Source organism: bacterium, from assembly GCA_036504735.1.
Lineage (GTDB): Bacteria > Electryoneota > RPQS01 > RPQS01 > RPQS01 > DASXUQ01.
In genome coordinates this window covers 221,472-247,285 of the sequence record DASXUQ010000008.1, presented here as the reverse complement: position 1 = coordinate 247,285, position 25,814 = coordinate 221,472, and the positions used below count along the sequence as shown (strand labels likewise).

At 59.2% G+C, this 25,814-nt stretch carries 20 protein-coding genes; all 20 read right to left on the bottom strand.

Annotation, left to right across the window (positions count from 1 at the left end; genetic code table 11):
- Positions 1-281 precede the first annotated feature (281 nt).
- On the bottom strand, positions 282-2,732 hold the full coding sequence (locus VGL38_07035) for an ATP-dependent Clp protease ATP-binding subunit (protein HEY3295175.1): 2,451 nt from the start codon (positions 2,730-2,732) through the stop codon (positions 282-284).
- A 206-nt stretch (positions 2,733-2,938) separates the two neighbouring features.
- Positions 2,939-4,021 (bottom strand): hypothetical protein, encoded by a 1,083-nt coding sequence (locus VGL38_07030; GenBank protein HEY3295174.1) that lies wholly within the window; start codon positions 4,019-4,021, stop codon positions 2,939-2,941.
- Between the two features lie 97 nt (positions 4,022-4,118).
- The gene (locus VGL38_07025; protein HEY3295173.1) at positions 4,119-4,640 is read right to left on the bottom strand and encodes a UvrB/UvrC motif-containing protein; all 522 of its coding nucleotides are present in this window, start codon (positions 4,638-4,640) and stop codon (positions 4,119-4,121) included.
- A gap of 347 nt (positions 4,641-4,987) precedes the next feature.
- Complete coding sequence (locus tag VGL38_07020) at positions 4,988-5,860, bottom strand: VOC family protein (GenBank protein HEY3295172.1); 873 nt, start codon at positions 5,858-5,860, stop codon at positions 4,988-4,990.
- A 207-nt stretch (positions 5,861-6,067) separates the two neighbouring features.
- Positions 6,068-7,060: a tetratricopeptide repeat protein gene (locus VGL38_07015; protein ID HEY3295171.1), complete on the bottom strand. Its 993-nt coding sequence runs from the start codon at positions 7,058-7,060 to the stop codon at positions 6,068-6,070.
- A 51-nt stretch (positions 7,061-7,111) separates the two neighbouring features.
- On the bottom strand, positions 7,112-8,845 hold the full coding sequence (locus VGL38_07010; protein HEY3295170.1) for a hypothetical protein: 1,734 nt from the start codon (positions 8,843-8,845) through the stop codon (positions 7,112-7,114).
- Positions 8,842-10,365 (bottom strand): glycosyltransferase family 39 protein, encoded by a 1,524-nt coding sequence (locus VGL38_07005; protein ID HEY3295169.1) that lies wholly within the window; start codon positions 10,363-10,365, stop codon positions 8,842-8,844. The genes VGL38_07010 and VGL38_07005 overlap by 4 nt, the downstream gene beginning before the upstream one ends.
- Positions 10,366-10,405: 40 nt before the next feature.
- Positions 10,406-11,623, bottom strand: a complete 1,218-nt coding sequence (locus VGL38_07000; protein HEY3295168.1) for an ABC transporter permease — start codon at positions 11,621-11,623, stop codon at positions 10,406-10,408.
- Between the two features lie 142 nt (positions 11,624-11,765).
- Positions 11,766-12,143, bottom strand: coding sequence for a hypothetical protein (locus VGL38_06995; GenBank protein HEY3295167.1), 378 nt, complete (start codon positions 12,141-12,143; stop codon positions 11,766-11,768).
- A gap of 107 nt (positions 12,144-12,250) precedes the next feature.
- Positions 12,251-13,765 carry a lysine--tRNA ligase gene (lysS, locus tag VGL38_06990; GenBank protein ID HEY3295166.1) on the bottom strand — a complete coding sequence of 505 codons (1,515 nt, stop codon included), beginning with the start codon at positions 13,763-13,765 and terminating at the stop codon, positions 12,251-12,253.
- Between the two features lie 98 nt (positions 13,766-13,863).
- Positions 13,864-16,032 (bottom strand): DUF5916 domain-containing protein, encoded by a 2,169-nt coding sequence (locus VGL38_06985; GenBank protein ID HEY3295165.1) that lies wholly within the window; start codon positions 16,030-16,032, stop codon positions 13,864-13,866.
- 35 nt (positions 16,033-16,067) lie between these two features.
- Positions 16,068-16,868 (bottom strand): SDR family oxidoreductase, encoded by an 801-nt coding sequence (locus tag VGL38_06980; GenBank protein ID HEY3295164.1) that lies wholly within the window; start codon positions 16,866-16,868, stop codon positions 16,068-16,070.
- On the bottom strand, positions 16,868-17,320 hold the full coding sequence (locus tag VGL38_06975) for a DUF2141 domain-containing protein (GenBank protein HEY3295163.1): 453 nt from the start codon (positions 17,318-17,320) through the stop codon (positions 16,868-16,870). Before VGL38_06975 ends, VGL38_06980 begins: the two co-directional genes overlap by 1 nt.
- A complete protein-coding gene (locus tag VGL38_06970) occupies positions 17,317-18,057 on the bottom strand; it encodes a cytidylate kinase-like family protein (GenBank protein HEY3295162.1) in 741 nt (246 codons plus the stop codon). Before VGL38_06970 ends, VGL38_06975 begins: the two co-directional genes overlap by 4 nt.
- A 52-nt stretch (positions 18,058-18,109) precedes the next feature.
- On the bottom strand, positions 18,110-18,301 hold the full coding sequence (locus tag VGL38_06965; protein ID HEY3295161.1) for a hypothetical protein: 192 nt from the start codon (positions 18,299-18,301) through the stop codon (positions 18,110-18,112).
- Positions 18,302-18,457: 156 nt separating this feature from the next.
- Positions 18,458-19,246: a hypothetical protein gene (locus tag VGL38_06960; GenBank protein HEY3295160.1), complete on the bottom strand. Its 789-nt coding sequence runs from the start codon at positions 19,244-19,246 to the stop codon at positions 18,458-18,460.
- Positions 19,247-19,345: 99 nt separating this feature from the next.
- Positions 19,346-20,935, bottom strand: coding sequence for a toll/interleukin-1 receptor domain-containing protein (locus VGL38_06955; GenBank protein HEY3295159.1), 1,590 nt, complete (start codon positions 20,933-20,935; stop codon positions 19,346-19,348).
- A gap of 27 nt (positions 20,936-20,962) precedes the next feature.
- Positions 20,963-22,135 (bottom strand): alanine racemase, encoded by a 1,173-nt coding sequence (gene alr / locus VGL38_06950; protein HEY3295158.1) that lies wholly within the window; start codon positions 22,133-22,135, stop codon positions 20,963-20,965.
- A 319-nt stretch (positions 22,136-22,454) separates the two neighbouring features.
- A complete protein-coding gene (locus VGL38_06945) occupies positions 22,455-24,494 on the bottom strand; it encodes a S8 family serine peptidase (GenBank protein HEY3295157.1) in 2,040 nt (679 codons plus the stop codon).
- Between the two features lie 68 nt (positions 24,495-24,562).
- Positions 24,563-25,700, bottom strand: a protein-coding gene (gene prfB / locus VGL38_06940; protein HEY3295156.1) for a peptide chain release factor 2 whose coding sequence is annotated in 2 segments (ribosomal slippage) — positions 24,563-25,636 and positions 25,638-25,700 — 1,137 coding nt in all. Because the reading frame shifts where the segments join, the coding sequence is not laid out codon by codon here.
- Positions 25,701-25,814 lie beyond the last annotated feature (114 nt).

The following is a 25,814-nucleotide window of genomic DNA, read 5'->3' as shown; positions in this document are numbered from 1 at the left end:
CGGATTCAGCCTGAATACTCTACTATACAAATCCTTCCGCTATTACGCAAGCACAAATTTCTTCATTGTACGCACTTCTTGCGCGATTCGCGCCTTGAGGTGCAGTTTGATTGAAGGTGGTTACAGTTTGATTTATCAGCAGTTAAAGCAAGGGTCGGCAGATAGCTAAGGGGATCAAGGGCAAATAACAAGCCCGAGTCTTGCGACCCGGGCTTGGGGATTGTATTCCTGGGAGGCGGGCGATGCCATCAGCCCCTACCGCCTTCTCCGGTCAGCGTTGCTTACTCGTTCTCCGCGCCTTCGGGGATCTTCTCCGTCTTCTCACGGAAGGTCAGTTCTTCCTCCTTGGCGCCGGCGACAATCGTCGTGCCTTCGGGGAAGCGGTTCTTCAGGATTTCCTCGGCAAGCGGATCTTCAAGGAAGCGCTCCACCGTGCGCCGCAGCAAGCGTGCGCCGACTTCGGGCTTGTAGCCGTGGTCGATCAGGAAATCGCGGGCCTTCTGCGAGAGCGTCACCTTGACATTGCGCTCGGTCAGCCGCTTGTTGATGTCTTCCACATAGTGGCTAAGAATGTCGCTGATGGAATCGCGCTGCAGCATGCGGAAGACCACGATCTCGTCAAGGCGGTTGATGAATTCGGGACGGAAGCTGTTCTTCAGTTCTTCCATCATCTTGCTCTGCACCTTGTCATGGCTGATGACCTTCGGGCCGGTAAAGCCGAACTCTAAAGAGCGCGCGGCTTCGCGGGTGCCGAGGTTCGAGGTCATGATGAGAATCGTGTTGCGGAAGTCCACCTTCTGGCCCGTGCCGTCGGTGAGTTCGCCCGCGTCGAGTACCTGCAATAGAATGTTGAACACGTCCGGATGGGCCTTCTCGATCTCGTCGAGCAGCACCACGCTGTACGGCTTACGGCGCACCCGCTCGGTAAGCTGACCGCCTTCATCATAGCCGACGTATCCCGGAGGAGCGCCGATCAGACGCGAGACATTGAACTTCTCCATGTACTCGCTCATGTCAATCCGGATGAGCGCATTGGGATCGCTGAACAGGTACTCCGCCAGCGCCAGGGCCAGTTCGGTCTTGCCGACGCCCGTGGGGCCGAGGAACATGAAGGAGCCGATGGGACGCGACGGGCTCTTAAGACCCGAGCGCGCACGGCGGAGACTGCGGGCGATGGCGTCGAGGGCTTCATCCTGCCCCACGATGCGCTCGCGCAGTTCTTCCTTGATCTTGAGCAGCCGCTCGCCTTCACCAGAAGAGACCCGGTTGACCGGAATGCCCGTCATACGGGAGACCGTGCCGGTAATGTCATCGGGCTTGACTTCGAGCGCCGGGCGGGTGTCCGAATGCTCCCAGCGTTCCTTCTCTTCCTTGAGCATCTGCTCGAGCTTCATCTTCTTGTCGCGGAACATAGCGGCCTTTTCGTATTCCTGCCGCTTGACCAGTTCCTCTTTCTGCAGACGGATGTTTTCGATCTCCTGCTCGAGGGCGATGATCTTTTCCGGGATCACGATGTGCGAAATGCGCACGCAGGATCCGGTCTCGTCCATCACGTCAATCGCCTTGTCCGGCAGGAAGCGGTCGGTAATATAGCGGTCCGCGAGGCGCACCGACAGTTCGATGACGTCGTCGGGGTACTTGACGCCGTGATGCTCTTCGTACTTCTCGCGCAGACCCTTGAGGATCTGGATGGTATCCTCCACGGAAGGTGGATCCACCATGACCTTCTGGAAACGTCTCTCGAGCGCGCCGTCCTTTTCGATGGACTGGCGGTACTCTTTAAGGGTCGTCGCGCCGATGCACTGCAACTCGCCGCGCGCGAGGGCCGGCTTAAACATATTGGAGGCATCAAGACTGCCCGACGCGCTGCCGGCGCCGACGATGGTGTGCAGCTCATCGAGGAACAGAATAATGTTCGAGTTCTTCTCGATCTCGGTCATGATGGCCTTGATGCGCTCTTCGAACTGGCCGCGGTACTTGGTACCGGCCACTATCGAACCGAGGTCCAGCGCCACCACCCGCTTGCCGAACAGCACCGGGGAGACCTTCTGCTGGATAATCCGCAACGCGAGGCCTTCGGCGATGGCGGTCTTGCCGACACCGGGTTCGCCGAGCAGAACGGGGTTATTTTTCTTGCGGCGCGACAGAATCTGCGCCACACGTTCGATTTCCTTATCGCGTCCGATAATCGGATCCAACTGCCCGTCGCGGGCCAGCTTGGTAAGGTCTCGGGAAAAATGATCGAGGTTCGGGGTTTTGGACTTCTCCTGCGGTGCGGCGGGCTGCGCCTGACCGCTTCCCCGCAGCAAATTGTCCAGTTCGGCCTTGACAGCATCGTAGGTTACACTGAAACCGTGCAAGACCTGCGCAGCCATCGAGTCTTCTTCTTTCAACAAAGCCAAGAGCAAATGCTCAGTACCGATAATATCCGATGAATAGTTTTTGCCTTCAATGTAGGACACCTTCAGCACTTTCTCGGCGCGCTTGGTGAAGGGAATGTTCCCAATTTTCATGGATCCCTTGGATGTATCCACCATCTCCTCAACCGATTCGCGGATCTCTTCGAGATCGCAGCCCAGGTTGTGCAGGATCTGCACGGCGAGGCCATCGCCTAAGCGGATGATTCCCAGTAAGAGGTGTTCCGTCCCGATAAAATCGTGACCAAGCCGCAAAGCTTCCTCGCGTGAATACTGGATCACCTGCTGGACGCGCAGAGAAAACTTGTTTTGCATCGTACCCTCTGCCCTGCGGTTTTATACAGGGCCTGCTATAACCAAATACCTGTCTTGTCTCAATTTAATATGCGAACGCGGGAAAAGCAAGCGCTTCGGCAACGGGGACTGGTCCGCCCTCTTCGTGCTCCCGGACCAGTATTCCCGTCGCTAAATCGTTTTGCAAAAAGTCTGCCTATCTTGGTGAGTCCATCGTTTTGCCTCGGTTAACCTACGAAACGCACGTCGCTGAAGGCTTCCCGGACTCGATCGGCCCTTCGCATCTGCCGACCGTCCGGATTGTGGTCACTCTCGCCCGTCCACATCAGATAGGATTTTCCTAAGTCATATGTTAACATGGATATAGTTTCTCTTTTCAGCCCCTCAACGAAGCCGATATCCAGCCCCAAACGGATGGCCGAGAACAGGGCCAGAATCTCGCTGCCGGACAGCACCCGGCAGGACTGCAAAATGCCGAGGGCCCGTGCAATCCGGTCCTTTAAAACCGCCGGACGCTGGGTCTGGAGTTCGATCCGAGCTAAGGCTTCATGTTCCATAATCACCTGTCCGAGGCTTTCGATTCGCGACAACATGTCGGAAACCTGATGCGACAGCCCGGGTCCGTCTGTGAACTGAAACGTGTTTCCCAGCACTTCGGAGCCTTCGCCCCAGAAGCCGCGCACGGTAAATTCCGCGTCCGCCGCATGAGAGGCCAGGGCTTCCATTCCGCCGGAAATCACCAGCGCGGGCAGATGGCAGAATAGGGACGTGCGTACCGCCGCGCCAAGATTTGCGGGGCAGGCCGTGAGAAAACCGAGGTTGTCATCGGCACAGAACTGCAGGGCGGAAGAAAGCTGGCGCAACACGGGCTGCAGATTCTCGAAAGCCTTGGCAGGAGCCAGACCGGGGACGATTTCCGTCAAACGCACATGGTCTTCTTCACAGACCATAATCGCGCGATCAATGTCTTTCCAGGCAAAGACCCCGCGGGGGTTGTCATCCCGCGCCAGTTGCGGCGAGATCGTGCGGCGCTCCACCAGCAGATTGATTTCCAGAGGCGCCAGTGCCGCCAGAGAATAGAAGACACCGTCCGCAGCTTCCTGCAATTCCGCAATGCTGCGCGCCACTTGCCGCATCACACGAATCCGCGCTTCCGAATCCATCCGGTACGGAAAGACTTCGCCCACGAGATTGCGCGCAATGCGCACCCGCGTGGTGAGAATCACGGCGCTTTCGTCGCCCGCCGCGCGTGCCCATGCCGGGTATTCGGAGATCTGGTGCAGCGGCGAATTGGTGAATGTCGGATGCATGGTTTTCAGCCTATCTCCCGTAATGTGCCGGTCAGGTGCCGCAAGGGCGGGTCGACTTGACCCGCCCTTGGCGATTCTGCGGCATGAATCCAGCGTGCTACAGTCTGCGCAGTTTATCGCGAAGGGTTGCGGCCTTCTCGTAATCTTCATCCATGATGGCCAGATTCAACTCGATTTCGAGTTGTGCCCGGTTCTCAGCCCCCTTGGATTCGGCCGCGGGCTTGGCGGCCGATTGAGGCGGCGGCGTCTGAGACGCGTGAGCCGTCTCATCGGTGATCTGTCGGGTGACGCCGTGCAGGCGTCGCAGCGCAGGCTTGAGCTGATGCTCGAAATCCTGATAGCATTGCGGGCAGCCCAGCAAGCCGGTGCGCACAAACTCTTCGAACACCAGGCCGCAGCGGGTGCATGTGGCCTGCAGGTCATCGGCATCGAACGGGCTGGCGGACGCGTTCTGCTGCATCAGGAGCTGCGACAGGCGCTGGAAGGCTTCGACCTGCGCGCGCACGCCCATCGACAGGGCACACTCGCGGCACAGGGCCATCTCGCGGCGTTCATCGCCCGTCACCTGAATGAACTCGACCACTGCCGGTCGCCGTTCACATGCCTGACAAGTCTTCATGAATCCTCTGCTCTATCCGGCATCGCTCCGCGGCCAAAGCGCCGCGGGCGAGTATCTTCCAAACCGACCTGAACCAAAGATAGAGAAGAATGCGTTGGCCGCCTTTGGCACAACAGAGATCCTTGCGGGCCTCCGTGCCAGGATGATCTTCCCTATGGGTTCACGTATTTGAACTATGTTGTCCGCAAAATAGATCCCAAGACTCCATTTTCACAGGCCATCGCCAAGTTCCCTTGGTGCGCAACAGCAAGGAACTCTTGCTCTTGCAGAGGCGGCGCGCTATCAAAAAGAGAGGTAAATCCGAAGAATAAAGCGCGGGCGGTGGCGCTGACATTCACACGCAAAGACTAAGCGGCGGGAGTCAGAATTTCGAGGCGGATATTATCGCGGTCATAGACGGCAATACCCGCAAGGGAGTCGTGCTGTGCGGATTCGGTTGTAACTCCGCCTTCCTGAAGACGGTTCCACAACGCGCTCAGACTCTCGGCATCGGGGATCACAATACGGAAAGACTGGAGACCGGCGCAATCGACCGGTGTGGGCGTCCCACCGCGCGAGCCCCAGATATTGACGGCGACGTGGTGGTGATAACCGCCGGCGGAAAAGAACAGCGCGCCCGGGTAGGACTCTTGGGTGACATCGAAGCCCAGCAGATCGTGATAAAAGTCCCGTGCCTTTTTCAGATCCGACACCTGCAAATGTACGTGGCCGATCTGTGTGGCAGCGCTCAGACCGTCCCACGTGGCCGGGGCAAGTTTAAGCAACGCGGGTACGTCCAGCGGATCGGTCGTCATGGCAATCTGGCCCTGAATCATCCGCCAGTCTTCCCGGGGCAGATCGGCGTAAATCTCGATGCCGTTCTCATCCGGATCGACAAGGTACACCGATTCGCTGACTCCGTGGTTCGCAAAACCGTGCAGCGGCCAGTGAGCGGAATGCAAATGGCGGATAACGCTTGCAAGTTCCGCGCGATCCGGCACACGGATCGCCATATGAAAAAGCCCGGTGCTGTGGCGGGGGCGGGGTTTGGCAGCGGCCAACTCCGTCAGCAGCAGCAGAGGCGAGCCTTCGCCGGCGGATAATTGCACGGCGGACTCATCGCGCCCGCCATTCTTGAGCCCAAGTAGCCCGCTGTAAAAGGCGAGCGAGCGGGCGAGATCGGTAATCCGCAGGTGCACCGCCCCCATGCGGGTATCCGGAGGAAGACGGAAAGTTGACATAGGATTCTTGAGTAAAGTGAAACGTTATAATTGTGTCAGTATTCAGAGACAGCACCCCCTTCTATTCCCCCTTTTTCAAAGGGGGAAGGAGCCGAGGGTCTCTCCCCGTTTATGGGGGATCAAGGGGGTCGGGTCTCCCCCCTTAGAATAAGGGGGGACTAAGGGGGGTCTCTTCTTTCAGATTTTCAGCCTTTCAGCCTTTTCTTCTCACTCCGTCAACTTCTTGAATTCCGGATCGTTCCACAGGCTTTGAAAGTCTTTGTCCTGCGGAGCGGCGGATTTGATGGAACTCTCGATGCTGATGGCGCTCTGCAGGTCGGCAAGGGCTTTGGCCTTGTCACCTTTCAAAGACCAGGCACAGGCGCGGTTGTAGAGAACTTCCGCGTTCTTCGGTTCGAGGGAGTTGGCGCGGTCATAGGACGCTATGGCCTCGTCGTACTTCTTCGCGCCGCTGAGCACCACGCCTCTGAGACTCCATGCATTGGCCGAACCGGGAGCAATGGTGGTTGCCTTGTCCAGCGCCGCAACGGCGTCGTCATAACGCTTCATCGCGGTGTATACCTGGCCCTTGCCGATCCAGTTCATGGCCGAGTCCGGCTGCAAGACCGTGAGGCGGTCAAAGGCCGCGAGGGATTCATCGTATTTTCCCGCTTCGGCGGATTCCATCGCCTTGCGCAGCCAGCGCTCAGGATCGCTCGGCTTGAGGGCAATCAGCCTGTCCAATGCCTTGAGCATGTCGTCGGGCCGTTTCAACTCCCGCAACGTCACGAATTGCCCCATCAGGGCATCTTCATTGTTGGCATCCAGTGTGGTGACGTGTTCGAAGGCCTGCAGGGCATCCTCGTTCTTGCCCATCCGCAAATAGATGCGGCCCTTGTTGAGCCACGCCTTGACGTCATCGCCCTTCAGTTCAATCGCCTTCTCGGTAGCCGCCAGAGCTTCCGGCTGCTTGTCCATCAGCCACAGCACCGCACCCTTGCCGCGCCATGCGTCTTCATAAGAAGGATCGAGGGTAATCGCCCGGTCGAAGGCCGCCAGTGCTTCGTCGAACTTCTTGGCATTGGCCAAATCCCGCCCGCTCTGGGTGTAAACTTTCGCCGAATCCGCCGTGCCTTGCGCCATCGCACCATGTGCCATCACACCCACGCAAAGGGCCACGATGATCGCGGCCAGAGTTCCTGCAACCTGTTTTCTCATCATGTATTCCTGAATGTTCAGCCTTTCAGAATTTCAGCGTTTCAGCTTTTTCCTTCATCGTGCCCGGTTGGGGCGGTTCCAGTAGAAACGCGTCAGGCCGTTGGCGGTTCCGATCAATAAATCATCCCCATCGCCCCGCAGCGCCAGTATGCGATTGTCCACCAGCCCGTCGGCGGTGGTGTAGGAAATCCATTCGTTGTTGGATCGCCGGTAACGATAGAGTCCGGCCTGCGTGCCCACCCACACAAAGCTGCTCGCCGCATAAATGGCCGTAGGCGGATTGCCTCCCAGCCAGCTCAACTGGTAACTCTTCGACTTGCCTGTGGATTGATCGTAGGCCAGCACGCCGCCCGTGGTGGCGATCCAGACTTCCGTTTGAATGACCGACAGATCGGTTACTGCCGCGCTGGTAATGGTCGGATCGACGCCGGCAAACGCAAAGCTGCGGTCTTTGGTGCAACCCTTGTAGAGCCCCAGACCCGTGCCCACATACAGCGTGTCGCCGCACAGCGCAAGCCGTGTGATGTTGGTCAGCAGCGGCCCACGATTGTTGATACGGAATACGTCGCGGCTGGCGCGCGTCATCACCGACAAGCCATCTGCCGTGCCGATCCACAATTCGCTGTCCGCTGCGGCCAGCGCGGTAACCTGATCGCTCTGCAAATGTTGGTTGACGCCGTAGAGCCGCCAGCTTTTGTCCTTGTCGCGGAAGGCCAGCAGGCCATCATCGGTGGCAAACCACATGTCACCGTCCCAAGCCGCCATGTCGAACGTGTTGGTCGAACGGATGCGCGAGTTGTCGCGGCTCTCGTAGACCTGCCACTCTTTCAAATTGGTCGATGCGCGCGCGATGCCTTTGCGGTCGCCCGCATTCAATCCGGCCAGCCACACGTCGTCCTTCTGCACCAGAATCGTGCGCACGTCGTTTCCCGCAGGTCCCGCCTGATAAAACTCCGGACGTCCGCCGCGCAAATCGTCCAGCAGCACGCCCGCACCCCAATAGGTCATCCACAGGTGGCCGAAGTTGTCCGTGGTCCAGTCGGTTAACCGCGCCGAACGCAGATACGGATCCAGTACCGTGCCGTCGGAATTCCAGATCCAGCCCGACGGCAGCAGCATCGTAGGAAAGTTCGCCGCGCCCGAGCCAAGATTATTCGACAGTTGTTCGGGGGTCAGCGGAGTCTTGGATCGCAACCCGCGCCAGCGCGTGCCTTCGGGCAAGGTCTGGCCCAAATCCAGCATCAGCCCACCCGAGGTACGAGACCCCTTGTAGCGCGTGACATAGCCCATCCAGTTGTTGGTGGGGATGGCCGAGCCGGGCAGAAAGGAATTGGCGAACAGCGGCCCCGGCACGGTCTCCACATAAAGATCGTTGGCCCCCACGCCGATATTCACCACGCGGTCATTGATGCCCCACAGGTTGCGCCCGGCCACCGTCCAGCGTTCGGCATTGACATCATACTGCAACAGTTGTGTCTTGGTGGCCACCCATACATAGCCGGTCTGCTCATCGAAGAGCAGCAGCAGCGGATTATCCAATGGAATCGCTTCGCTCATCCCGTAGCCGACCACAATCGGATCATACCACCGCTGGCGAAACAGTTGATATTCCAATATTCCGCCCGACGTGGCGACGAACACTTCATGCGACCCCGCATCCACCGACACCGCATAGCGGAAATCCCGGTACGACGTCCAATCCCCCACATCATACGGCATCTGCGCAAACGCGGTTAGCGCAAAGAGAAGGATGAAGGATGAAGGATGAAGGATAAAGCAGCGTCTCATGGGGCAATCGTCTCCGCTTTGGGAGAAGGCAAAGTCCAGTGGTATAACTTCATCCGCGGATTGAACTGCGTGACATCGCGCGGCGCGCCGAACTGCTGAATAAGCGAGCGCAGCACCAGATCGTCCGGGTCGGATTCGATTCGCCGGATATCATTCCACAGATAGTAGATCTGCTTGCCGTGGTACATTTCCGCCAGCGACTCGGGACGCTGCGTCACACGCGCGACGTCCACGATCTCGCCACGATGCGCGGCTTCCGGGCTGTAGTAATTCAGCAGCGCATAATTCCCCGGCAGCAGGAGCAACGGTGCCTCCGGCCCCACCCGTTCCATCAGGGTTTGGGCCGCACCTCTCCAGTCTTCCCGCCGTCCATAATGCCTTGGATTCCAGAAATGTGCCAGCGCCACCACGCACACCGCCACTCCCAGCACCGCCGTGGTCCGGCGCAGCATGGTGGAGGTCAGCGCCAGATAGCCTTCGGCAATCAGCAGCAGGGCAAACGGCGCGGAGAAGATCACATACTTGGGTTGCAGCCAATACTGCTTGGTGACCACGCAGGCGGCAAACGCCAGCAGAATCGGCACGGTAAACAGCGCATGACCGATGATCAGCGTACGCGGAAAAGGTTTTTTGAAATGCAGTCTGAGCAGCGACCAGGCAATCAACAGCGCGGGAACCGCCGCCACCAGCATTACGGGCAGATTCCGCAGGGCATCGCCAAAGCCCACAGGCCTGCCCGCCGCTTCGCTGCCGAATTCGATGTAATTGAACCCCAGCGTGAAGCCTGCGATCAGCTTGGGAAGTGCGCTGGGCAGATGGACCACATAATCGCCGCCGCGCACCTGCGCAAACCGCTGGATGTTCGGAATGTTCGGCAGGTACAACACCGCCGTTGCCGCCAGACTCCCCCACCCTTTCCACAGCGGGTAGGCGCGGCGATCCATCAGAAACAGCAGCGCAAACCCCGCAAGGAAGATCCAGTAATGCAGATGCGTGTAGACTCCAGAAAGGCCGATCAGCACAAACATCAGCCAGCGCGCTAAGGCGGGCCTTTCCAGCAACCGCAGATAGCACAGCGTTTGCAAGAGAGCCAGCAGCGCTACCATCGAATACATCCGCAGTTCCTGCGAGAATTCGATGAGCATCGGCGATGCGGCCATCAGCACGGCAAAAGCCCGCGCCAGTTTTTCACCGCCCAGCCGGCGTCCGATGAAAAATGCCACCGGAATCTGCGCGACACCGAACAGCAGCGGCAACAGCCGCAGGCCGACTTCCCCGCTGAAGCCGATGCTCCGCCACAGATACAACAATGAGAAGAACAACGGGCGGAAGCGGTCCTCCGTCGGCGTTAGCAGGTAGGTGCTGTCGCGTAATACCGAAAAATACTCATCGCCGTAAAAGCTGGCGCCGAGCTGCGGCAGGCGCAGCAGCAGGGCAATGGCGGTAAGCATCAGCACCAGGCGGCTCTCCGTTTTGGCGGAGGCGGCGCTAATATGGGGCAAGGTAACCGGTGTAGTCATGCGCAAAGTTAAAAGGGCTTCTAAGATTCAGACGCGGCACTCATCCTTCGCGGATGGCGTCCACGGGCACAAGTTGCGCCGCCCGCCGCGCCGGATACACCGCGCCAAGATAGGACAGCAAAATCGCAATAGCGACCACCAGCACAAAGTCCAGCGGCTGCATCTTTACAGGCAGAGCATCGAGAAAGTAAATATCCGATGGCAGCGACACCCACTTGTAGCGGAGCTGGCCGAGGCAGATCAGAAAGCCCAGCGCCGTGCCGAACAGGCTGCCCACCACGCCGACGATCATCCCCTGCGCGCTGAAGATCCGCGCCACGTCGCGGTCCTTGGCCCCCATCGCCTTCAGAATGCCGATGTCGCGCCGCTTCTCCATCGCCACCATAATCAGTGTGGACAGAATATTGAAGGCCGCCACGATGATTACCAGCGAGAGGATTACCGTCCACATCCACTTTTCGATCTTCATCCACGAGAACAGCGTGCGCCGCAGTTCGAACCACGTCTGCACATAATAGGGGCCGCTGAACTTCTCTTCCACCAGCGGTTTGACCTTCGCCGCCTCGTCCATGTCATCGAGTTTGATTTCCAGACCGTCCACCGTGTCGCCGCGGCGGAACAGTTCGCGCGCCACGTCGACATCAAGATAGGTGATGGCATCGTCGAACTCGAACAGTCCGGTCTGAAATATGCCGGTAATCACAAACTTTTTTACCGCCGGCGCGGAGAAGGTCGAGGTCATCCCCGCCGGCGAAAACAGCACCACGGTGTCGCCCACGGTCAGGGCCATGCGGTCCGCCAGAAAGCGGCCCAGCACGATTCCCGGCAGGTTGCCCCGCGAAAATTCCATGCGCCCGGCCACAATGTGCTGCGGCAGTTCGCTGACCTGTCCCAGTGTTCCGGGATCTACGCCGCGAATCAGCACCCCTTCCGAGGAGTTGCCGACGCGCAGCATGCCCTTTTCGAAAATGTACGGCGACACTCCGACCACGTGCGGCACGCCATGCACAATCTGCGCCGCCTCCGGCCAATCGGGAAGGCCATGCTCCCCGTAGGTGCCCAGCCGCAGATGTGCGTCCGCGCCCAGAATCCGCGAGCGGACTTCGGTTTCGAAACCGTTCATCACCGAGAGCACAATAATCAGCGCCGCCACGCCAATCGTCACCCCGCCGATGGAGAGGTAACTGATGAGCGAGATAAACCGGCTATGTGAGCGCGAGCGCAAGTAGCGCATCGCAACGTATACGGGTGTTTGCAAAACTCCTCTATTCACAACGTGTCATGGTGATGCCGGCCATTTCCCCTCCCTTTCTCCACTTTAGTGGGGAAAGGGCCGGGGATAGGGGCATCCGGCGTCCAGTTCCCGGTCTACATATCGGCGCGACCGCTCTGGGTCGGGGTCAAAGGGCATAAATGAAGAACCGCCCCGGTCGCTCCTCGTCGTCAGGCGCGGCCATGTCATGAGCGGCGTCCACAAGCCCATTCCGAATCATGTCGTCAAGGTTGCGTTCATACGTGCATAGGAGGATTCTCTCCGCGTCAACATCGGCGGGCTTCTCCTGAACTCTCAGTGCTTCAAGGATCCGTTTGCGAGCCGCCGGGAGATGCATGTACTGTACCATGAAATCCGGCATGAGCCCATTCAAGCGTTTGTGGTACCGCAGCAGTATGTCCTCAAGCTCATCCTCGGCCAGCACGCAGTACTTTATGCCTTTGTGAGATAGGACATGGCGCACGTCATCAACCACATCGATCTCCTCCTCGCGAACTTCAAGCAAGTCCCCTAATCGCCACAAACGGTGCATCAGAATAGGATCTATTTCCATACGCCTACTCCTTACAAAGCGGTGTCCAGAATGACAATTAAAGAAGTGCTATCGAAGCCCTACGATCTCAACTGCGGAAACAAAATCACTTCTCTGATGGACGTCTGGTCGGTGAGCAGCATCGTCAGGCGGTCCACGCCGATGCCCATGCCGCCGGTGGGAGGCATGCCGATCTCCAGCGCGTTCAAAAAGTCTTCATCCACCGGCTGCGTCTCTTCGTCGCCCGCGTCTTTCAGACGGCGCTGGGCCTCGAAGCGTTCGCGCTGATCCAGTGGATCGTTCAATTCGGAAAAGGCGTTGCCCAGTTCGAACCCCAGCGCAAACGGCTGGAATCGCTCCACGAGGCGCGGATCTGCGCGGTGCTTTTTGGCCAGCGGCGAGAGCGACAGCGGGTAGTCATAGATCATCGTCGGCTCGACCAGATGCGGGCGCACGTGCGTCTTCATCATCTCGTCGAGGATCTTGCCCTCGCCCATCTCACGCGTAATCGGCGTATGGTGTTTCAGGGCAATCTGCACCAGTTCGGCAAGTTCGATGCCCAGCAGTTCGATGCCCGTGAAATCTTTCAGCAGGTCATAGAACCGCACGCGGCGGAACGGCTTGCCGAAGTCGACGGTCGTCCCCTGATAGGTGACCACGGTCGTCCCCAGTGCCTGCTGGGCCACATAGCGGAACATCTCTTCGGAAAGATTCATGATCTCTTCGAAATCCGCATAGGCCTGGTAGAACTCGAGCATGGTGAACTCGGGATTGTGGTAGCGGTCCATGCCCTCGTTGCGGAAGTCCTTGGCGATCTCGTAGACGCGCTCATAGCCGCCCACCAGCAGCCGCTTCAGATAGAGTTCATCGGCAATGCGCAAAAAGAAGTCGCGATCCAGCGCATTGTAATGCGTGACAAACGGCTTGGCCAGCGCGCCGCCGTAGAGCGGCTGCACCGCGGGAGTCTCCACTTCAAGATAATCCCGCGCGTCTAAAAAGCCGCGAATAGCGGTGATGATCTTCGCCCGCGTGCGGAAGATGGCGCGCACATCCGGATTTACCGCCAGATCCAGATACCGCTGGCGGTAGCGCGTCTCCTTGTCGGTAAAGGCGTCGAACACCTGGCCCTCGCGCTCCTTGACCACCGGCAGCGGATGCAGGCTCTTGGAGAGCAGTTCGAAGGTCAGCGCCCGCAGCGACGGCTCGTTGGTGCGGGTGCGGAAGACCGTGCCGCGAAAGCCCACAATGTCGCCGAGGTCGAGCTGCTTGAAGACGTCGAACGCCGCCTCGCCCACGCGGTCGCGCTGCACGTACACCTGCATCAGCCCGAATTCGTCGCGCACGTGGCAAAACGCCGCCTTGCCCATCAGCCGGATGGCGTGCAGCCGCCCCGCAATGGAAAACTGCGGCCCTTCATGCTCCCCGGTTTCGATCTTGCTGTCGAAATCCGCAAGCAGATCGGGAATATGCGTATCTTTCTCGAAGCGGTACGGATACGGGTTGACGCCCATCTCGCGCAGCTTAGCCAGTTTTTCGCGCCGCATACGCAGGACGTCGGAAAGTTCGTCGTGTGGAGTTTGTGTTTCAGAAGTCATAGAGGAAAATTAAAAAATGAGAAATGAAAATTCAAAAGGGAATCGTTGCCCCTTCAGTCCCACGGTCGCTGCGTACAGCAGGGGGTTAAGGTCGGAAGTTATCCCACCGTAAAATAGTACGTCCACTTCAGGCGCAAGGTGCGGTCGCCGGGTTGGGCAAATTCCAGCGGATAGGTCGGACGTCCGGCTTCGTCATAGACGACGTAGAACCAGCTTCCCGAGCGCCAGTTCCACGCCAGCAACAGGTTGGTCTGTACCGTGGCGGCGTCCTCGCGCCATTGCACCGTGCCGCGCAGCGAGACGTTCAGCGTCGGCGACCAGCGCGCCCGCAGCCGCCACACGCGGGGATCGTAATTCAGGTCCCCATTACGCTTGGTCAGCCCGAGTTCGAGCATCGTCGGCGACTGCAAGTCCCACACATGCTGCCACGACATCGCCGCCATGAAATCAAGATTTTCGCGCACCTTGACCGTGACATCGGGATCCAGCGACCATTTGTGCCCTTCATAGAGCGACCCATAGGTTGCGGTCACCTCCGCCTCCACGGGCTTCCGCTGATCGGAAGCAATCCACAGCCAATGCGTGGCTACCGGATGATACTCCGGCGCGAAGGTCCCGAAGTTGTCGCGGTAAGGCGTCACCGCCGCCCAGTAGTCGCGCCGCTGCCAGTTGCCGAACTCCGATCCGGCCTGAAACTGGATATTCTCCCGTGACGTCGCATAGAGATTGTAATCCAGAAACGTCTCGGGATGGGAGTTGTCCGTCAGCGCGCGGTAGCGATAGCTCACATCGTAGCCGACATATTGAAAGACGGACGTCTTCGGATAGTAGTCCTTCCCCACCCACAGCCGCTGCTGGCTGTAGTTGGAAAAGCTGTCCCAGCCCAGATCATTGATGTTGAAATCGGCGCCGCGATAATCGAAAGAGACGTCGGCGGTGGTAAAATGGAAATCGTGGAACAGATCCGCGGAGCCCTGCACTGGCCGGGAGGTGCCGCCGCTGCGATCCACCCCCGATACCGCCAGCAGCAGCCGGTCGCGTTCATGCCAGCGGATACGCGCGTCCAGCGATCCGGCGGCGGCATGCAATCCGGTATACGCGCCGCGATCCCGCAGATACGTGCCGGTGAAACCGACCGCGCTCACCCGGCCAAGATTCCACACCACGCGTCCCGCCGCCGCGTCCCGCAATCCGGTGTACAGCGTCGCATCGTCCCGCGCCGCCAGCACCGTTGCCCGGAAATTCTCCCGCTGCACATTCAGCTTCCCTCCCCCCACCGGATCATTGATCCGCCGCGTGTAAAAGAGGGCGACCGGCGCGTTGTCAAACAGTTCCTTCGATTCAAGAAAGAAGGGCCGCTTCTCCGAAACATACACCGGATAGTCCGAGAGATTGATAATCTCGTCGTCCACGTCCACCTGCGCAAAATCCGGACGGTACGCCAGATCCATCGTCCAGGCCGAGCCGGGAACGAGTTTGACATCCATGCCCAGATTCCGCCAGCGGTTCTGCGAAGAATACCTGCTGGTCGGGGCCTGAGCGTCCCAGCGTCCTACCACGTGCGGCAGTACCTCCACATGCCGCGCCGAGGCGATATGGTCCAGCCCCTTCAGGTAGCCCATTTCGCTGACGCGGAAACCGCGTTCGCGGTTCACCGGTTGCCAAAAAGCGCTTTCCTGCCGGCGGTCAATGTAGCGCACCAGATTGATGCCCCAGCCATCCGCTTGCACTCCCCCGTGGCGGATGCTCTGAAACGGAATCCGGATCTCCGCCACCCAGCCGCTGTCGGTGCGTCCCACCGCCGACTGCCAGATGGCGTCCCAGGCCATGTCGCCGATGTTCTCATTGGACATCGTGCCGTCCGCCTGCACCCCGCTGGCGGTGACGGTAAAGACGTACGCGTTGCGGCGGTCATGGAACGTATCGAGAATGAGCTGCACCACGTCGGAGCGGTCGGTGTTGTCGCGGCGCTGAACACGGCTTGTGATACTGTCCGGCGCCGTGTCCAGACAGAGATAGGCGACATACAGCGCGTCATTGTCATACATCACATAAGCGCGCGTCGGCAGCGTGGCCGGCGCTCCTTCTACAGGGCGCTTCTGCACAAAGCTGTCGGCGACGGCGCCGGAGAGCCATGCGGTTTCTAAAGTACCATCAATGCGCAGGTCGTGACCGCGAACCGCGTGCAATTCACGCGGCGGGATAATTTCGGCAGACAGGGCGGCGGCGGTCAGGAAGGTAAGAAGAACAGTAAGCGAGAGGCGCATAAGGGGTCCGTGTGCGTGGGATTGTCGCGGAGGGACTATGTGTGTTTGCGCCGCTGCTCCTGCATGGAGCGCACGACGCGGGGAATGAGCCGGCGGGGCGTAAAGCGCACCACCTGCACAAGCAGTTTATTTCGAAATCCGGGAATGATCAGTGTTTTGCCGCGCCGCATACCGCGATAGCCAACCTCGGCCACCGTCGCGGCGTCGATCATGGCGTGCTCGAACAGCTTCGAGCGCTCCATGCCCGCATGTTGCTGGAATTGGGTTTCCGTGGGGCCGGGACAGAGGCAACTCACCGTAACGCCGCCGCTCTTCACCTCTTCGGCCAGCGCCTCAGAGAAGGAGACCACATACGCCTTGGAGGCATAGTAGACGGACATCAACGGCCCGGGCTGAAATCCGGCGGTGGAGGCGACATTCAAAATCCGCCCGCGCCCGGCCTTCAGCATCGGCGGCAGGAAGAGCCCGGTCAATTCGGTGAGGCTGGTGAGATTGACCGCGAGCAGGTCGAGATTCTTTTGCAAATCGGTCTCGGCAAACAGGCCGAAGACGCCGAAGCCGGCGTTGTTCACCAACGTGTCCACGGTCAGGCCGTCGCGCTGCAGTTCTTCGAAAATCTCCCGCGCCGCGGACGGCGCAGCCAGATCCCTCACCATCACGCGCACCCGAATGCCGTAATGGGCTTCGAAGTCGCGCACGATTTGCGCCAGTTTCTCCGCGTTGCGCGCCACCAGCACCAGATCGTGGTGGTCGCGGGCAAAGAGTTTCGCCAGTTCATAGCCGATGCCGCTGGTAGCCCCGGTGATCAGGGTCAGGTGCGTGGGGGAATTGCCCATTAAGTGTGCAGTTTGATCTCTATGATAGTACTGTCAGACTGAAGCTCAAAGTGCGCGTCTTTCCAGCGCGGCGGACCGAGCCGCGCCCGCGGGTTATTCGACGCGCCATACGCTTCGCGGGGTCTGCCCAGCCAGTTCACATCGAGGCGGAAATTGTCGTTGGCGTCATGGTGGGCAATCACCGCATAGGTGCCATAGGGCAAGTCCTCGAACACCGCCGTGGCCTCATGGTTCTGCACCGGCACCCGCGCGCCGGTCAGCGCCTTGGCCGAATCCAGCGGGAAACTGTCCGCCTGATTGAACAGTCCGATCCGCGCATGTCCCGCGTCACCGGCAAAGCCCGTGACGCGCACCACGATTTTTCCCCGCCGCGCCTGCTCGCCGGTCTGGGGCAGCGCCGCGCTGACCATCAGCACCAGCAGCAACGCCAGGACTGCGCGCCGCCGGTTCATAGTTTCGGTTTCTTAGGCAGGCGTTCGTTGAACAGGCCGAGGATCGCCGCCACCTGCTCCTCGCGGCCAAGGTGCGCCACGTTCAGAATCAGGTCATAGTGCAGCGGATCGTTTTCGTCTTGCCCCAGATATTTGTGGAAGAAGGAGTGGCGGCCACTCTCCTCTTCATGCAGATAATCCTGCGCCTTGCGCTCATCCCAGCCGAACTGCTTGACCAGATGGCTCAGCCGCCATGCTTCGGGAGCGATCAACCGGACATGCATCCCGCCGGGAAGTCCCGCGGTCAGCAGCACGCCGCCGCGACCGATGATAATGCAGTGCCCGATCGATGCCAGCGCGCGTTCGGTGCGCACCAGATGCTTGAGCACCCGGATATCCGGCGGCGATTTGCCCAGCAGCGTATCGAAAAACTCCTCGATGTTGCTGCGGGTGTGCACGTCCAACGCTTCAATCAGGCGGCTGGAAAGATGCTCCTGCGACGCCATCGTTTCCAGAATCTGCCGGCTGTACATCTGCCAGCGCTCGCCGGAAAGACCTTCGGCCTCCGCCAGCCGGGGCATCAGGGCCTCCGCCAGCGCAATGGCTTCGCAGCCATATTGCCGCGAAAGTGTGATAAACGGCGCGGTCTTCGGCACGGACTGGGCCTCGTGAGACCGGATGCGCGCCGCAAGAGAGAGCTGGGTATCCAGCCGATGTTCGATGCTTGAAGGATAAGCATCCACCAGTCGCTGTGCCATGACTACCGTCCCGCCTTATACTCAATTCTAATTTCCGCCATTCCACACTGTCTTAAGCTTCCGGCTGCGCCGGGCCCGGAGCGGGCGGCGTGGTGCCGGGCACCGGGATTTCCGGGATGCTCTGCGGGTTGCCGGGGACTTGCGGTTGCGGATAGGTCGGCGACGGTGTGGACGGCGTTCCCGGTTGCACATTCTGAATGCCTGTTACCGTTCCCGCCGGATTAATGTTTGAATATCCGTCCATGATTCAATCTCCTTATAAATTTTCGACTGCCGGAATCATCACAACTATACTAATCTTGTCGATTAACAGGAGCCGGTTCTGCTGCAGGTCGCCCGACTCCCAATTCTATAAACGGGACAATTCAATAGAGAGTTTCACGGAACAATCCATCCGGCCTCAAGGCGCGGACATCATCTGCCACGCGCTGCGGCAGAACGTCTCGAACCGCGCATCGCTGTACTCGCTGTCGGGCAGGCCGTGGACAGGCCGTTTGTCGAAACTGCGGCAGCCCAGCACATGACACTTGACGCCGTGCAGTTTGAGAGTCGCGAGCGGCACAGGCACGGGTTCTCGGACCTCGACATCCTTCCAGCGTTTTTTGAAATCCGGCACTCCGAAGCGTGCGTTGAAATATTTCGCACCCTCATCGAATGCCGGTTTGCCCATCAGCAGCACCCACGCGGGCCTGAAGAGGTGCAGCAGTTCAAAGAACAGATCGTAGCCCTTCTCCACCACGCGGCGATCTTCGCTCTTCAGCGCCGCCGCATCTTTCACCGGATAGGCATTGAGAAAGACCTCCGCCACGGCATGGTCCGCGCGGGGATTGGCTGCAATGAACTGCTCCAGCCGCTGCCGTGTGGGCGACATCAGATCCTTGCCCAGGCTGCGCCGTACATCGCAGCACATTTCCGTAAAGGCCGCGTAGTCCGTCAGCTTGCCGACGTAATCTGCAAGTGGGTATCTCTCAAGGAACAGTTCGTGCAGTTCGCGCGCCCGCGCCGGATCGAGTCCCGCATAGGTCACCGGCGGCGGAATGGGCGTAGGCGGATGCGTCTCCACTAAGAAGATATCGACCTGCTCGACATCCCCCCGGCACACCAGCGGCCGGAAGTAACTCTTCCCCTCCCCCGGCGCCGCGCACCAATGCGCCAGTTGCAGTCGAACGATCTCACGATTCACCTTCATGAGCCCTCCGCTGAATGCCTACCCGATCTCCTCCAGCAACCTCCCCGCTTCCTCCCACGCCGACTGATACCGATACCCCGGCCCATCACACTTAACCACCTAATACCTCTCAGGCAAAGCGAAATGCGTTTCCCAGAAGGCGCGATTGCGAAGGTCCGGATAGCAGTCATGCTCGTCGGCATACGCCTCGCGAAACCGCTCGCTCGCCCTCTCGACAAGGCCGTCTAGTGTCAAAAACCTTGTGCTCAATCTCCCTATGAGCTTTTCGCTGGTGTTGAGTGTAACGAGACCTCGTTCGTCGACATAAACGTATCGGTACTGTTGCGCGCGATACACCGCTTCGCCAATACTTGTACCATCGCCGTCATCCGGCAGCCAAAAGGCGAGTCTACAATGCGACAGGAAGAACGCCTTCTTTATCAGATTTGACGTTCCACTACGCACCTTTGCAAAGTCTGCCGCAATATCACCTATGACATTCAAAAAGACTCGCGCTTCTCCTTCCGTACTGTCAAAAACATTTTCTTCTGTCTGAGGAATTGGGAGATCACTGGTCAATGTGTCGTCTTTCTGAACCGCCGCGACAGGTGATACTGTGACGATCTGCGCTCCATTAACGTCCACTCCTGACGTATTGCTCAGTGCGTGCTTTTTCAAATCCTCAATTTGGAGACGGAGGGCCGCTACCTCTCTCAACATGTCTTCGTGCTCTGTCTGTAGTATTCGCATCGGCTTGGGCAGCTTTTCCAGCACGCTGGCGAGCCCACCAAGAAAGTCATTTCTGCTGTCCTCCCATCCCGTGGTGTCCGGTGTGTTGAGCCTCAACTGGTTGACCAACCGGTCCTTCAATTTATTGAGTCCGTTACTCGCGTTGATCTGCTCGATTTGAAGTTCTCGCAATACAACCTTGGCATCATCGTAGCTCAACGGTGGAATAAGCAGCGGGAACAGGTCATTAGACAAAGCCCAAGTTGCCCCCAGTTCGCAAAGGCAGAACGGGCTGTCGAAATAATTCTCTGAGGCCATAACAATGACGGTCTTGGCTACGCCAAGCTTGAGCTTGATGTGCTCTTTGAAATCCTTACCGGCCGGAATATCCATGCCTGCAAGCGAAGAACAAAATATTCTCTCACGCCCCACGCCCAAGCCAAGTTGCAAGAGCTTCACAAGCGATTGGGCAAGTGGCTTGTCTTTGCTGGAATGGCTGATGAAGATCTCTTGATTCACGAGTAAATTGACTCTCTCATCTTGTCCCGGGATCATAGTGTTTATCTGACCGGCAGTGGTCACTTGAGGGCTGCGGACACCCAAGATTGACAACACTTGTCGAATACTATCTTCCCACAAGTCCCGCGTTGCACAATCCAAATAGGTCATCGTGGACAAACGCGGCGGGACGTTACAATGCGCGAGTCTTATCAGAATTAGCTTCCGCCGAATTTCATCAGGGTCATCCATGCTCACCATTGTGGATTCGAAGAAGGGCCAGCTTTGTTCCACCCAATTCGGAGTCATCACCACGATGATCTTGCTACTGCGAAGAAGTGCCCTTCCCAAACCGACGTCAAACTCCTCTGCATAATCGCATACTGACAATCCCGCGTCCGCGAGTCGCTTCAACAACCGTTCAGAAACCCACTGCTCGTCCTCAACGCTCGAGCTTACATATACGTCGTAAGAATCCTTCATTCCCCGTTCCTTACGTGATAATCACCTTCACCCAAACACCCTCGGCACTCTTCCCGTCAAATAAATGGGCAGTTCGTAAGGGATGAAGCCCGCAGGCTTGCAGAGTTCCCAAAGCGTGATTTCGGCATCTCCTTGGCGGCCCCACATCACCACCTCGGTGCCGACGCGGCAGCGGTCCTGGCCGAGGTTGACCATCAACTGGTCCATGCACACCGTGCCCACAATCGGATAGCGTTTGCCGCCGATCAGCACCGGACTGCCCGACAGCAGGCGCGGGTAACCGTCGCCATAGCCCACCGGCACCGTGGCCACCCACACATCCTCCGGCGCGCTCCAGCGCAGACCGTAGCTCACGCCTTCCCCCTTGCGCACGCGCTTCATGTACACAATCTCGCTGACCAGTGACATCGCCGGAGTCAGCGGAAACCTCGGCGCCAGATCCGGCGACGCATGAGTGCCGTACAGTCCCAGCCCCGGACGGATCATGTCGAAATGCGCCTCGGGAAACTGAATCGCCCCCGCGCTGTTTACGATGTGCCGCAGCCCCGGCTCCACCCCCGCCGCGCGCGCCTTTTCCAGAGCCTCCTTAAAGCGCGCAATCTGCACCTTAGCAAATGTGGTATCGGCATCTTCCGCTGTGGCCAGATGGGAGTAAATCCCCGCCACTTCCACGCGGTCGCAGCGGTGCACCGCCGCAAACAACTCATCCACCGTGCGCCAGTTCTGCCCGATGCGGTTCATTCCCGTGTCGATCTTGATGTGCACGCGCCCCCGTTTGCCCGTGCCCTTCGCCGCCTCGTTGATGGCTTCGATCTTAAACACGCTGCTGGCCGTCATATCCAGATCATAGTCCAGAAACAGCGCGATCTGCGTGCCCACAATCCCGCCCAGCACCAGAATCGGTTCGGAAAATCCCGCGCGGCGCAGCGCAATCCCCTCCTCCACAAAGGCCACACCGAGGTAGTCCACTCCCAGTTCGGAGAAGATCCGCGAGCAGCCCAGCAGTCCGTGACCATAGGCATCGGCCTTCAGCACGGCCATGATCTTCGCGCCCTTGGCCAGATTGCGAAACGCCTGAAAATTGGCCGCGAGCGCCGCTCGATCCACACGCGCAAAGGTCGGACGGTGCGGCCGCATCGATTCCGCCGTCACCACTTCCGCCAGACTGATCGGATGAGTTTTGTGAGAATAAGAATCCACGAATCTAAAATCCAAAATGAAATTGATGCATCTGACTTATCCCTTATCCCTTATCCCTTATCCTTCCAGAGAGTTCCGAACCTCCGCCCGGGTCCGTCACCGGGCGGAGGTGAACTGTCTCCAACTGGGAAGTCTGCCGATGTAGGTAGAGACACTTCTCGCTGCGTGAAGAGCCAGGGACACGCAAGCGCTCGGAATAAATCTTCATCTTTCTTCCATTCCCCTTTCCTTCCATTCCCCCACTTTAGTGGGGGAATATAAGGGGGTGGGGAAAGTCCTTAGACCTCGACGAAGGCGGGGGCCGGGGATAGGGGTGTGGCTACTTGATGAGCAGCACCTTGCGGGTCTGCACATTATCCGGGGCGGCAAGCCGCACAAAATACGAACCACTGGCCACACCCGCCGCATTCCAGGTGAAACGGTGGCTGCCTGCCGCCAGCGCCGTGGATGGCAGCAACGTGGTGACGCGCTGCCCGAGTTCATTGTAAACCGAGAGTTCCACGCGCGAGGTTTGATTCAGCTCCAGCGGAATCTGCACGACGCTGTTGAAGGGATTCGGATAGGGACTGTCCAGCGCCAGCAGCTTCACCACCGCCGTGCGCTCGCCCGCCGCGCCGGGTGTGCTCACCGTCACGGTCACATCATCCACATACCACTCGCTGCCGTTGTTGCCCACATAATAGAAGGCAAACCAGACATGCCGTCCCTGCAAGGAGATCACGTTCACCGTTTCCTGAGCCCATGTCGTCTGCGGCGTGCCGAACGTCTGCGCAATCGCATAGGTGGAATCATCCGTGGAATAGAGCAGCGCGTGCAAACCGTAATACTGCGCATTGACGTAGGCATTGCGCTGATAGAACGACACCTGCGCGCTGGTCGCCGTGGACGGAATATCCACCGCGGGGAAGATCAGCCAGTCACGCACCGAGTCTCCCGGCGACGCGAGGTCGTCATCGTGATAAGCCGCATTGCTGCCGCCGTGCGGTTCGGTGCCGCCGGACGCGTGCGTATTGCCCTCCAGCGACGACCAGTTGGAGGACGTCGCGCCGCCTTCGTAGGTCAGCCAGTTCTGCGGTGGCACTCCGCCTTCGAAGCCTTCATTCAGCAGCACTGTTCCGCCGCCGCCGCCCTGATGCCATGCCAGCGCCGCCTGGGCATTGATCCGCCCCCAGCCGTACAGGTTGTCCCACCCCGCCGCTCCCAGATCCAGCGCCGTTTCCTGCAACGCCGGCCGCACTTGCGCGGGAGTCAAACCGTGACTGAGCAGCAATGCCGCCACGCCAGCCACATGCGGCGACGCCATGGACGTTCCCTGCATCCACACGTAGTTGTCGCCGTTGCTGTCCCGCGAAACCGAGAGCACTCCGTCCGGCTGGCCGTCCTGATTCAGATCCTGATCGGTGTTGCCGCCGGGTGCCACCACGTCCAGTTCGCTGCCGTGATTGGAATAGGGTGCAATGTTATCATCATACCCCGTAGCGCCCACGGCGATGCAGCTCGTGTACGCCGCCGGATAGCCCACATAACCCGCGCCGTCATTTCCCGCCGCCGCGCACACCACCACGCCGGCGGCTGCCGCCGTTTGAATGGCCGTGGAGGTCGGAGGACCGGGATCCTGCGGCACACCCGTCACCGGATAGCCAAGGGAGAGGTTGATCACATCCGCGCCGTTATCGCTGGCCCAGACAATGCCCGCCGCGATGTTGGCCGCCGTGCCGCTGCCGCTGTCATTCAGCGCCCGCACGGGCATAAAGGTGCAGAGCGGCGCGATGCCCGCCACGCCCAGATTGTTATTGGTGGTGGCAAAGATCGTCCCTGCCACGTGAGCGCCGTGGGAATATTCCGCCGTCGTCGCGGGATTGTTGTCGTTGTCCACAAAATCGCGCGGGTGCACGGTGGTCACATTGGCAAAGTCCTGATGGTTGAAATAGAAACCCATATCCACTACCGCCACGACAACCTCGGGAGAGCCACGCGTCACATCCCAAGCCGCGGGCATGTTGATCGCCGGATAGTGCCACTGGAAGTGGTAGTAGGTGTCGTCGGGTGTGTAAAAGGCGCGGGCAATATAATTGAAGTTGGCCCACTCCACTTCTCCCCGCGCGCGAAAACTCTTCACCGCCGCCGCTTCCTGGCCGGTCGTCACGCCTACGCGGTAATAGTCCAGCTCCGCGCGATATTCGATAACCGATCCGCCAAGCTGCGCGCACAATTCGTTCACCGCCGCCGGCGTTTTGAACTTCACCAGCACTTCGCCCTTTACAAAATCATAATACGGCTCGCCGTTGTCCTTCGCCTGTCCCAGCACCAGCGCGGCGGACACCGCCAGCATGAACCATAGCCCTACCAACCGTCTCATCAGATTCCTCCTCTATAACTACCCGCGTACTCTTCACCCATGACGTCTTATGCTGCGCATCTCAGAACTTAAGCCGATCCTTCTACTTTACCTCTCGACCGCGCGAATTTCCCCTGCGCTCCCAGCAGCAGGTACGCGCGCACGAAGTCATCGATATCGCCATCCATCACCTTCTGCACATTCGAGGTCTCAACATTGGTGCGGTGGTCCTTGACCATCTGGTAGGGCTGAAAGACATAGGAGCGGATCTGGTGGCCCCAGGCGATCTCCGTCTTGCTGTCCTCGATGATCTTGTTCTTGGCGCCTTCGGTATCCAGCCAGTGTTGATAGAGCCGCGCGGTGAGCACCTTCATCGCGCTTTCGCGGTTGCGGTGCTGGCTGCGGTCCGACTGGCAGGTCACAACAATGTTGGTGGGAATATGCGTGATGCGGATCGCGGACTCGGTGCGGTTGACGTGCTGCCCGCCCGCTCCCGAGGAACGGTAGGTGTCGATCCGCAGGTCGTCGGGTTTGATTTCGATTTCCGGCACTTCGTCGACTTCCGGATAGACAAACACGCTGGCAAAACTTGTGTGCCGCCGCGCGTTGGAATCGAAGGGCGAAATTCTCACCAGCCGGTGCACGCCCAATTCCGCCTTGCAGAACCCATAAACATATTCCCCGCTGACTTCGATCACTGCGCTCTTGATGCCCGCCTCTTCGGCAGGTTCATAGTCCAGCAGGTCGGTCTTCCAGCCGCGTTTTGCAAACCAGTACATATACATGCGGAACAGCATCCCCGCCCAATCCTGCGATTCGGTGCCGCCTGCTCCCGGGTGGATGTGCACAATCGCGTTGCGCGCGTCGTCGCGGCCCGTCAGCATGGCGCGCAGTTCGAGGTTCTCGAAGTCCTGCATGTACTTCTTGTATTCGTCCTCCAGTTCGCTTTCGGAGAACCCGCCCTCGCCCGCCATCTCCACTAAAGCGGCCAGATCCCCGAGGCCCTTCTCGACTTTGCGGAATTCGGCCACCCAACTGCGGTGATCGGCAAGCTGCTTGAGCACCTTCTGCGCCTGCTGCGGATCATCCCACAGCGCCCCCCCGCCCGACATCTCGCCTAATTTCTTGATCTCCCCTTCCCGTTTCTCAACGTCAAAGAGACCTCCGCAGGTCTTCCAGTTTCGGCTTCAATTCGTTAATCTGATATTGCAGTTCATCCGGTTTCATGCGTTCTTTCCTTGGTTATCTCCGCACTCTGTTCGCCGAGGCGGGCACCCTCGCCCGCCCGAAATTCAACTTATGCCCATGCGATACTCGCACCACTCCACACCCTCCGGGTGT

Bases quoted from the DNA above. Each gene is read 5' to 3' on its own strand.
- VGL38_07035 (HEY3295175.1), bottom strand. From the start codon at position 2,732: ATGCAAAACAAGTTTTCTCTGCGCGTCCAGCAGGTGATCCAGTATTCA.
- VGL38_07030 (HEY3295174.1), bottom strand. From the start codon at position 4,021: ATGCATCCGACATTCACCAATTCGCCGCTGCACCAGATCTCCGAATAC.
- VGL38_07025 (HEY3295173.1), bottom strand. From the start codon at position 4,640: ATGAAGACTTGTCAGGCATGTGAACGGCGACCGGCAGTGGTCGAGTTC.
- VGL38_07020 (HEY3295172.1), bottom strand. From the start codon at position 5,860: ATGTCAACTTTCCGTCTTCCTCCGGATACCCGCATGGGGGCGGTGCAC.
- VGL38_07015 (HEY3295171.1), bottom strand. From the start codon at position 7,060: ATGATGAGAAAACAGGTTGCAGGAACTCTGGCCGCGATCATCGTGGCC.
- VGL38_07010 (HEY3295170.1), bottom strand. From the start codon at position 8,845: ATGAGACGCTGCTTTATCCTTCATCCTTCATCCTTCATCCTTCTCTTT.
- VGL38_07005 (HEY3295169.1), bottom strand. From the start codon at position 10,365: ATGACTACACCGGTTACCTTGCCCCATATTAGCGCCGCCTCCGCCAAA.
- lysS (HEY3295166.1), bottom strand. From the start codon at position 13,765: ATGACTTCTGAAACACAAACTCCACACGACGAACTTTCCGACGTCCTG.
- VGL38_06985 (HEY3295165.1), bottom strand. From the start codon at position 16,032: ATGCGCCTCTCGCTTACTGTTCTTCTTACCTTCCTGACCGCCGCCGCC.
- VGL38_06980 (HEY3295164.1), bottom strand. From the start codon at position 16,868: ATGGGCAATTCCCCCACGCACCTGACCCTGATCACCGGGGCTACCAGC.
- VGL38_06975 (HEY3295163.1), bottom strand. From the start codon at position 17,320: ATGAACCGGCGGCGCGCAGTCCTGGCGTTGCTGCTGGTGCTGATGGTC.
- VGL38_06970 (HEY3295162.1), bottom strand. From the start codon at position 18,057: ATGGCACAGCGACTGGTGGATGCTTATCCTTCAAGCATCGAACATCGG.
- VGL38_06965 (HEY3295161.1), bottom strand. From the start codon at position 18,301: ATGGACGGATATTCAAACATTAATCCGGCGGGAACGGTAACAGGCATT.
- VGL38_06960 (HEY3295160.1), bottom strand. From the start codon at position 19,246: ATGAAGGTGAATCGTGAGATCGTTCGACTGCAACTGGCGCATTGGTGC.
- VGL38_06955 (HEY3295159.1), bottom strand. From the start codon at position 20,935: ATGAAGGATTCTTACGACGTATATGTAAGCTCGAGCGTTGAGGACGAG.
- VGL38_06945 (HEY3295157.1), bottom strand. From the start codon at position 24,494: ATGAGACGGTTGGTAGGGCTATGGTTCATGCTGGCGGTGTCCGCCGCG.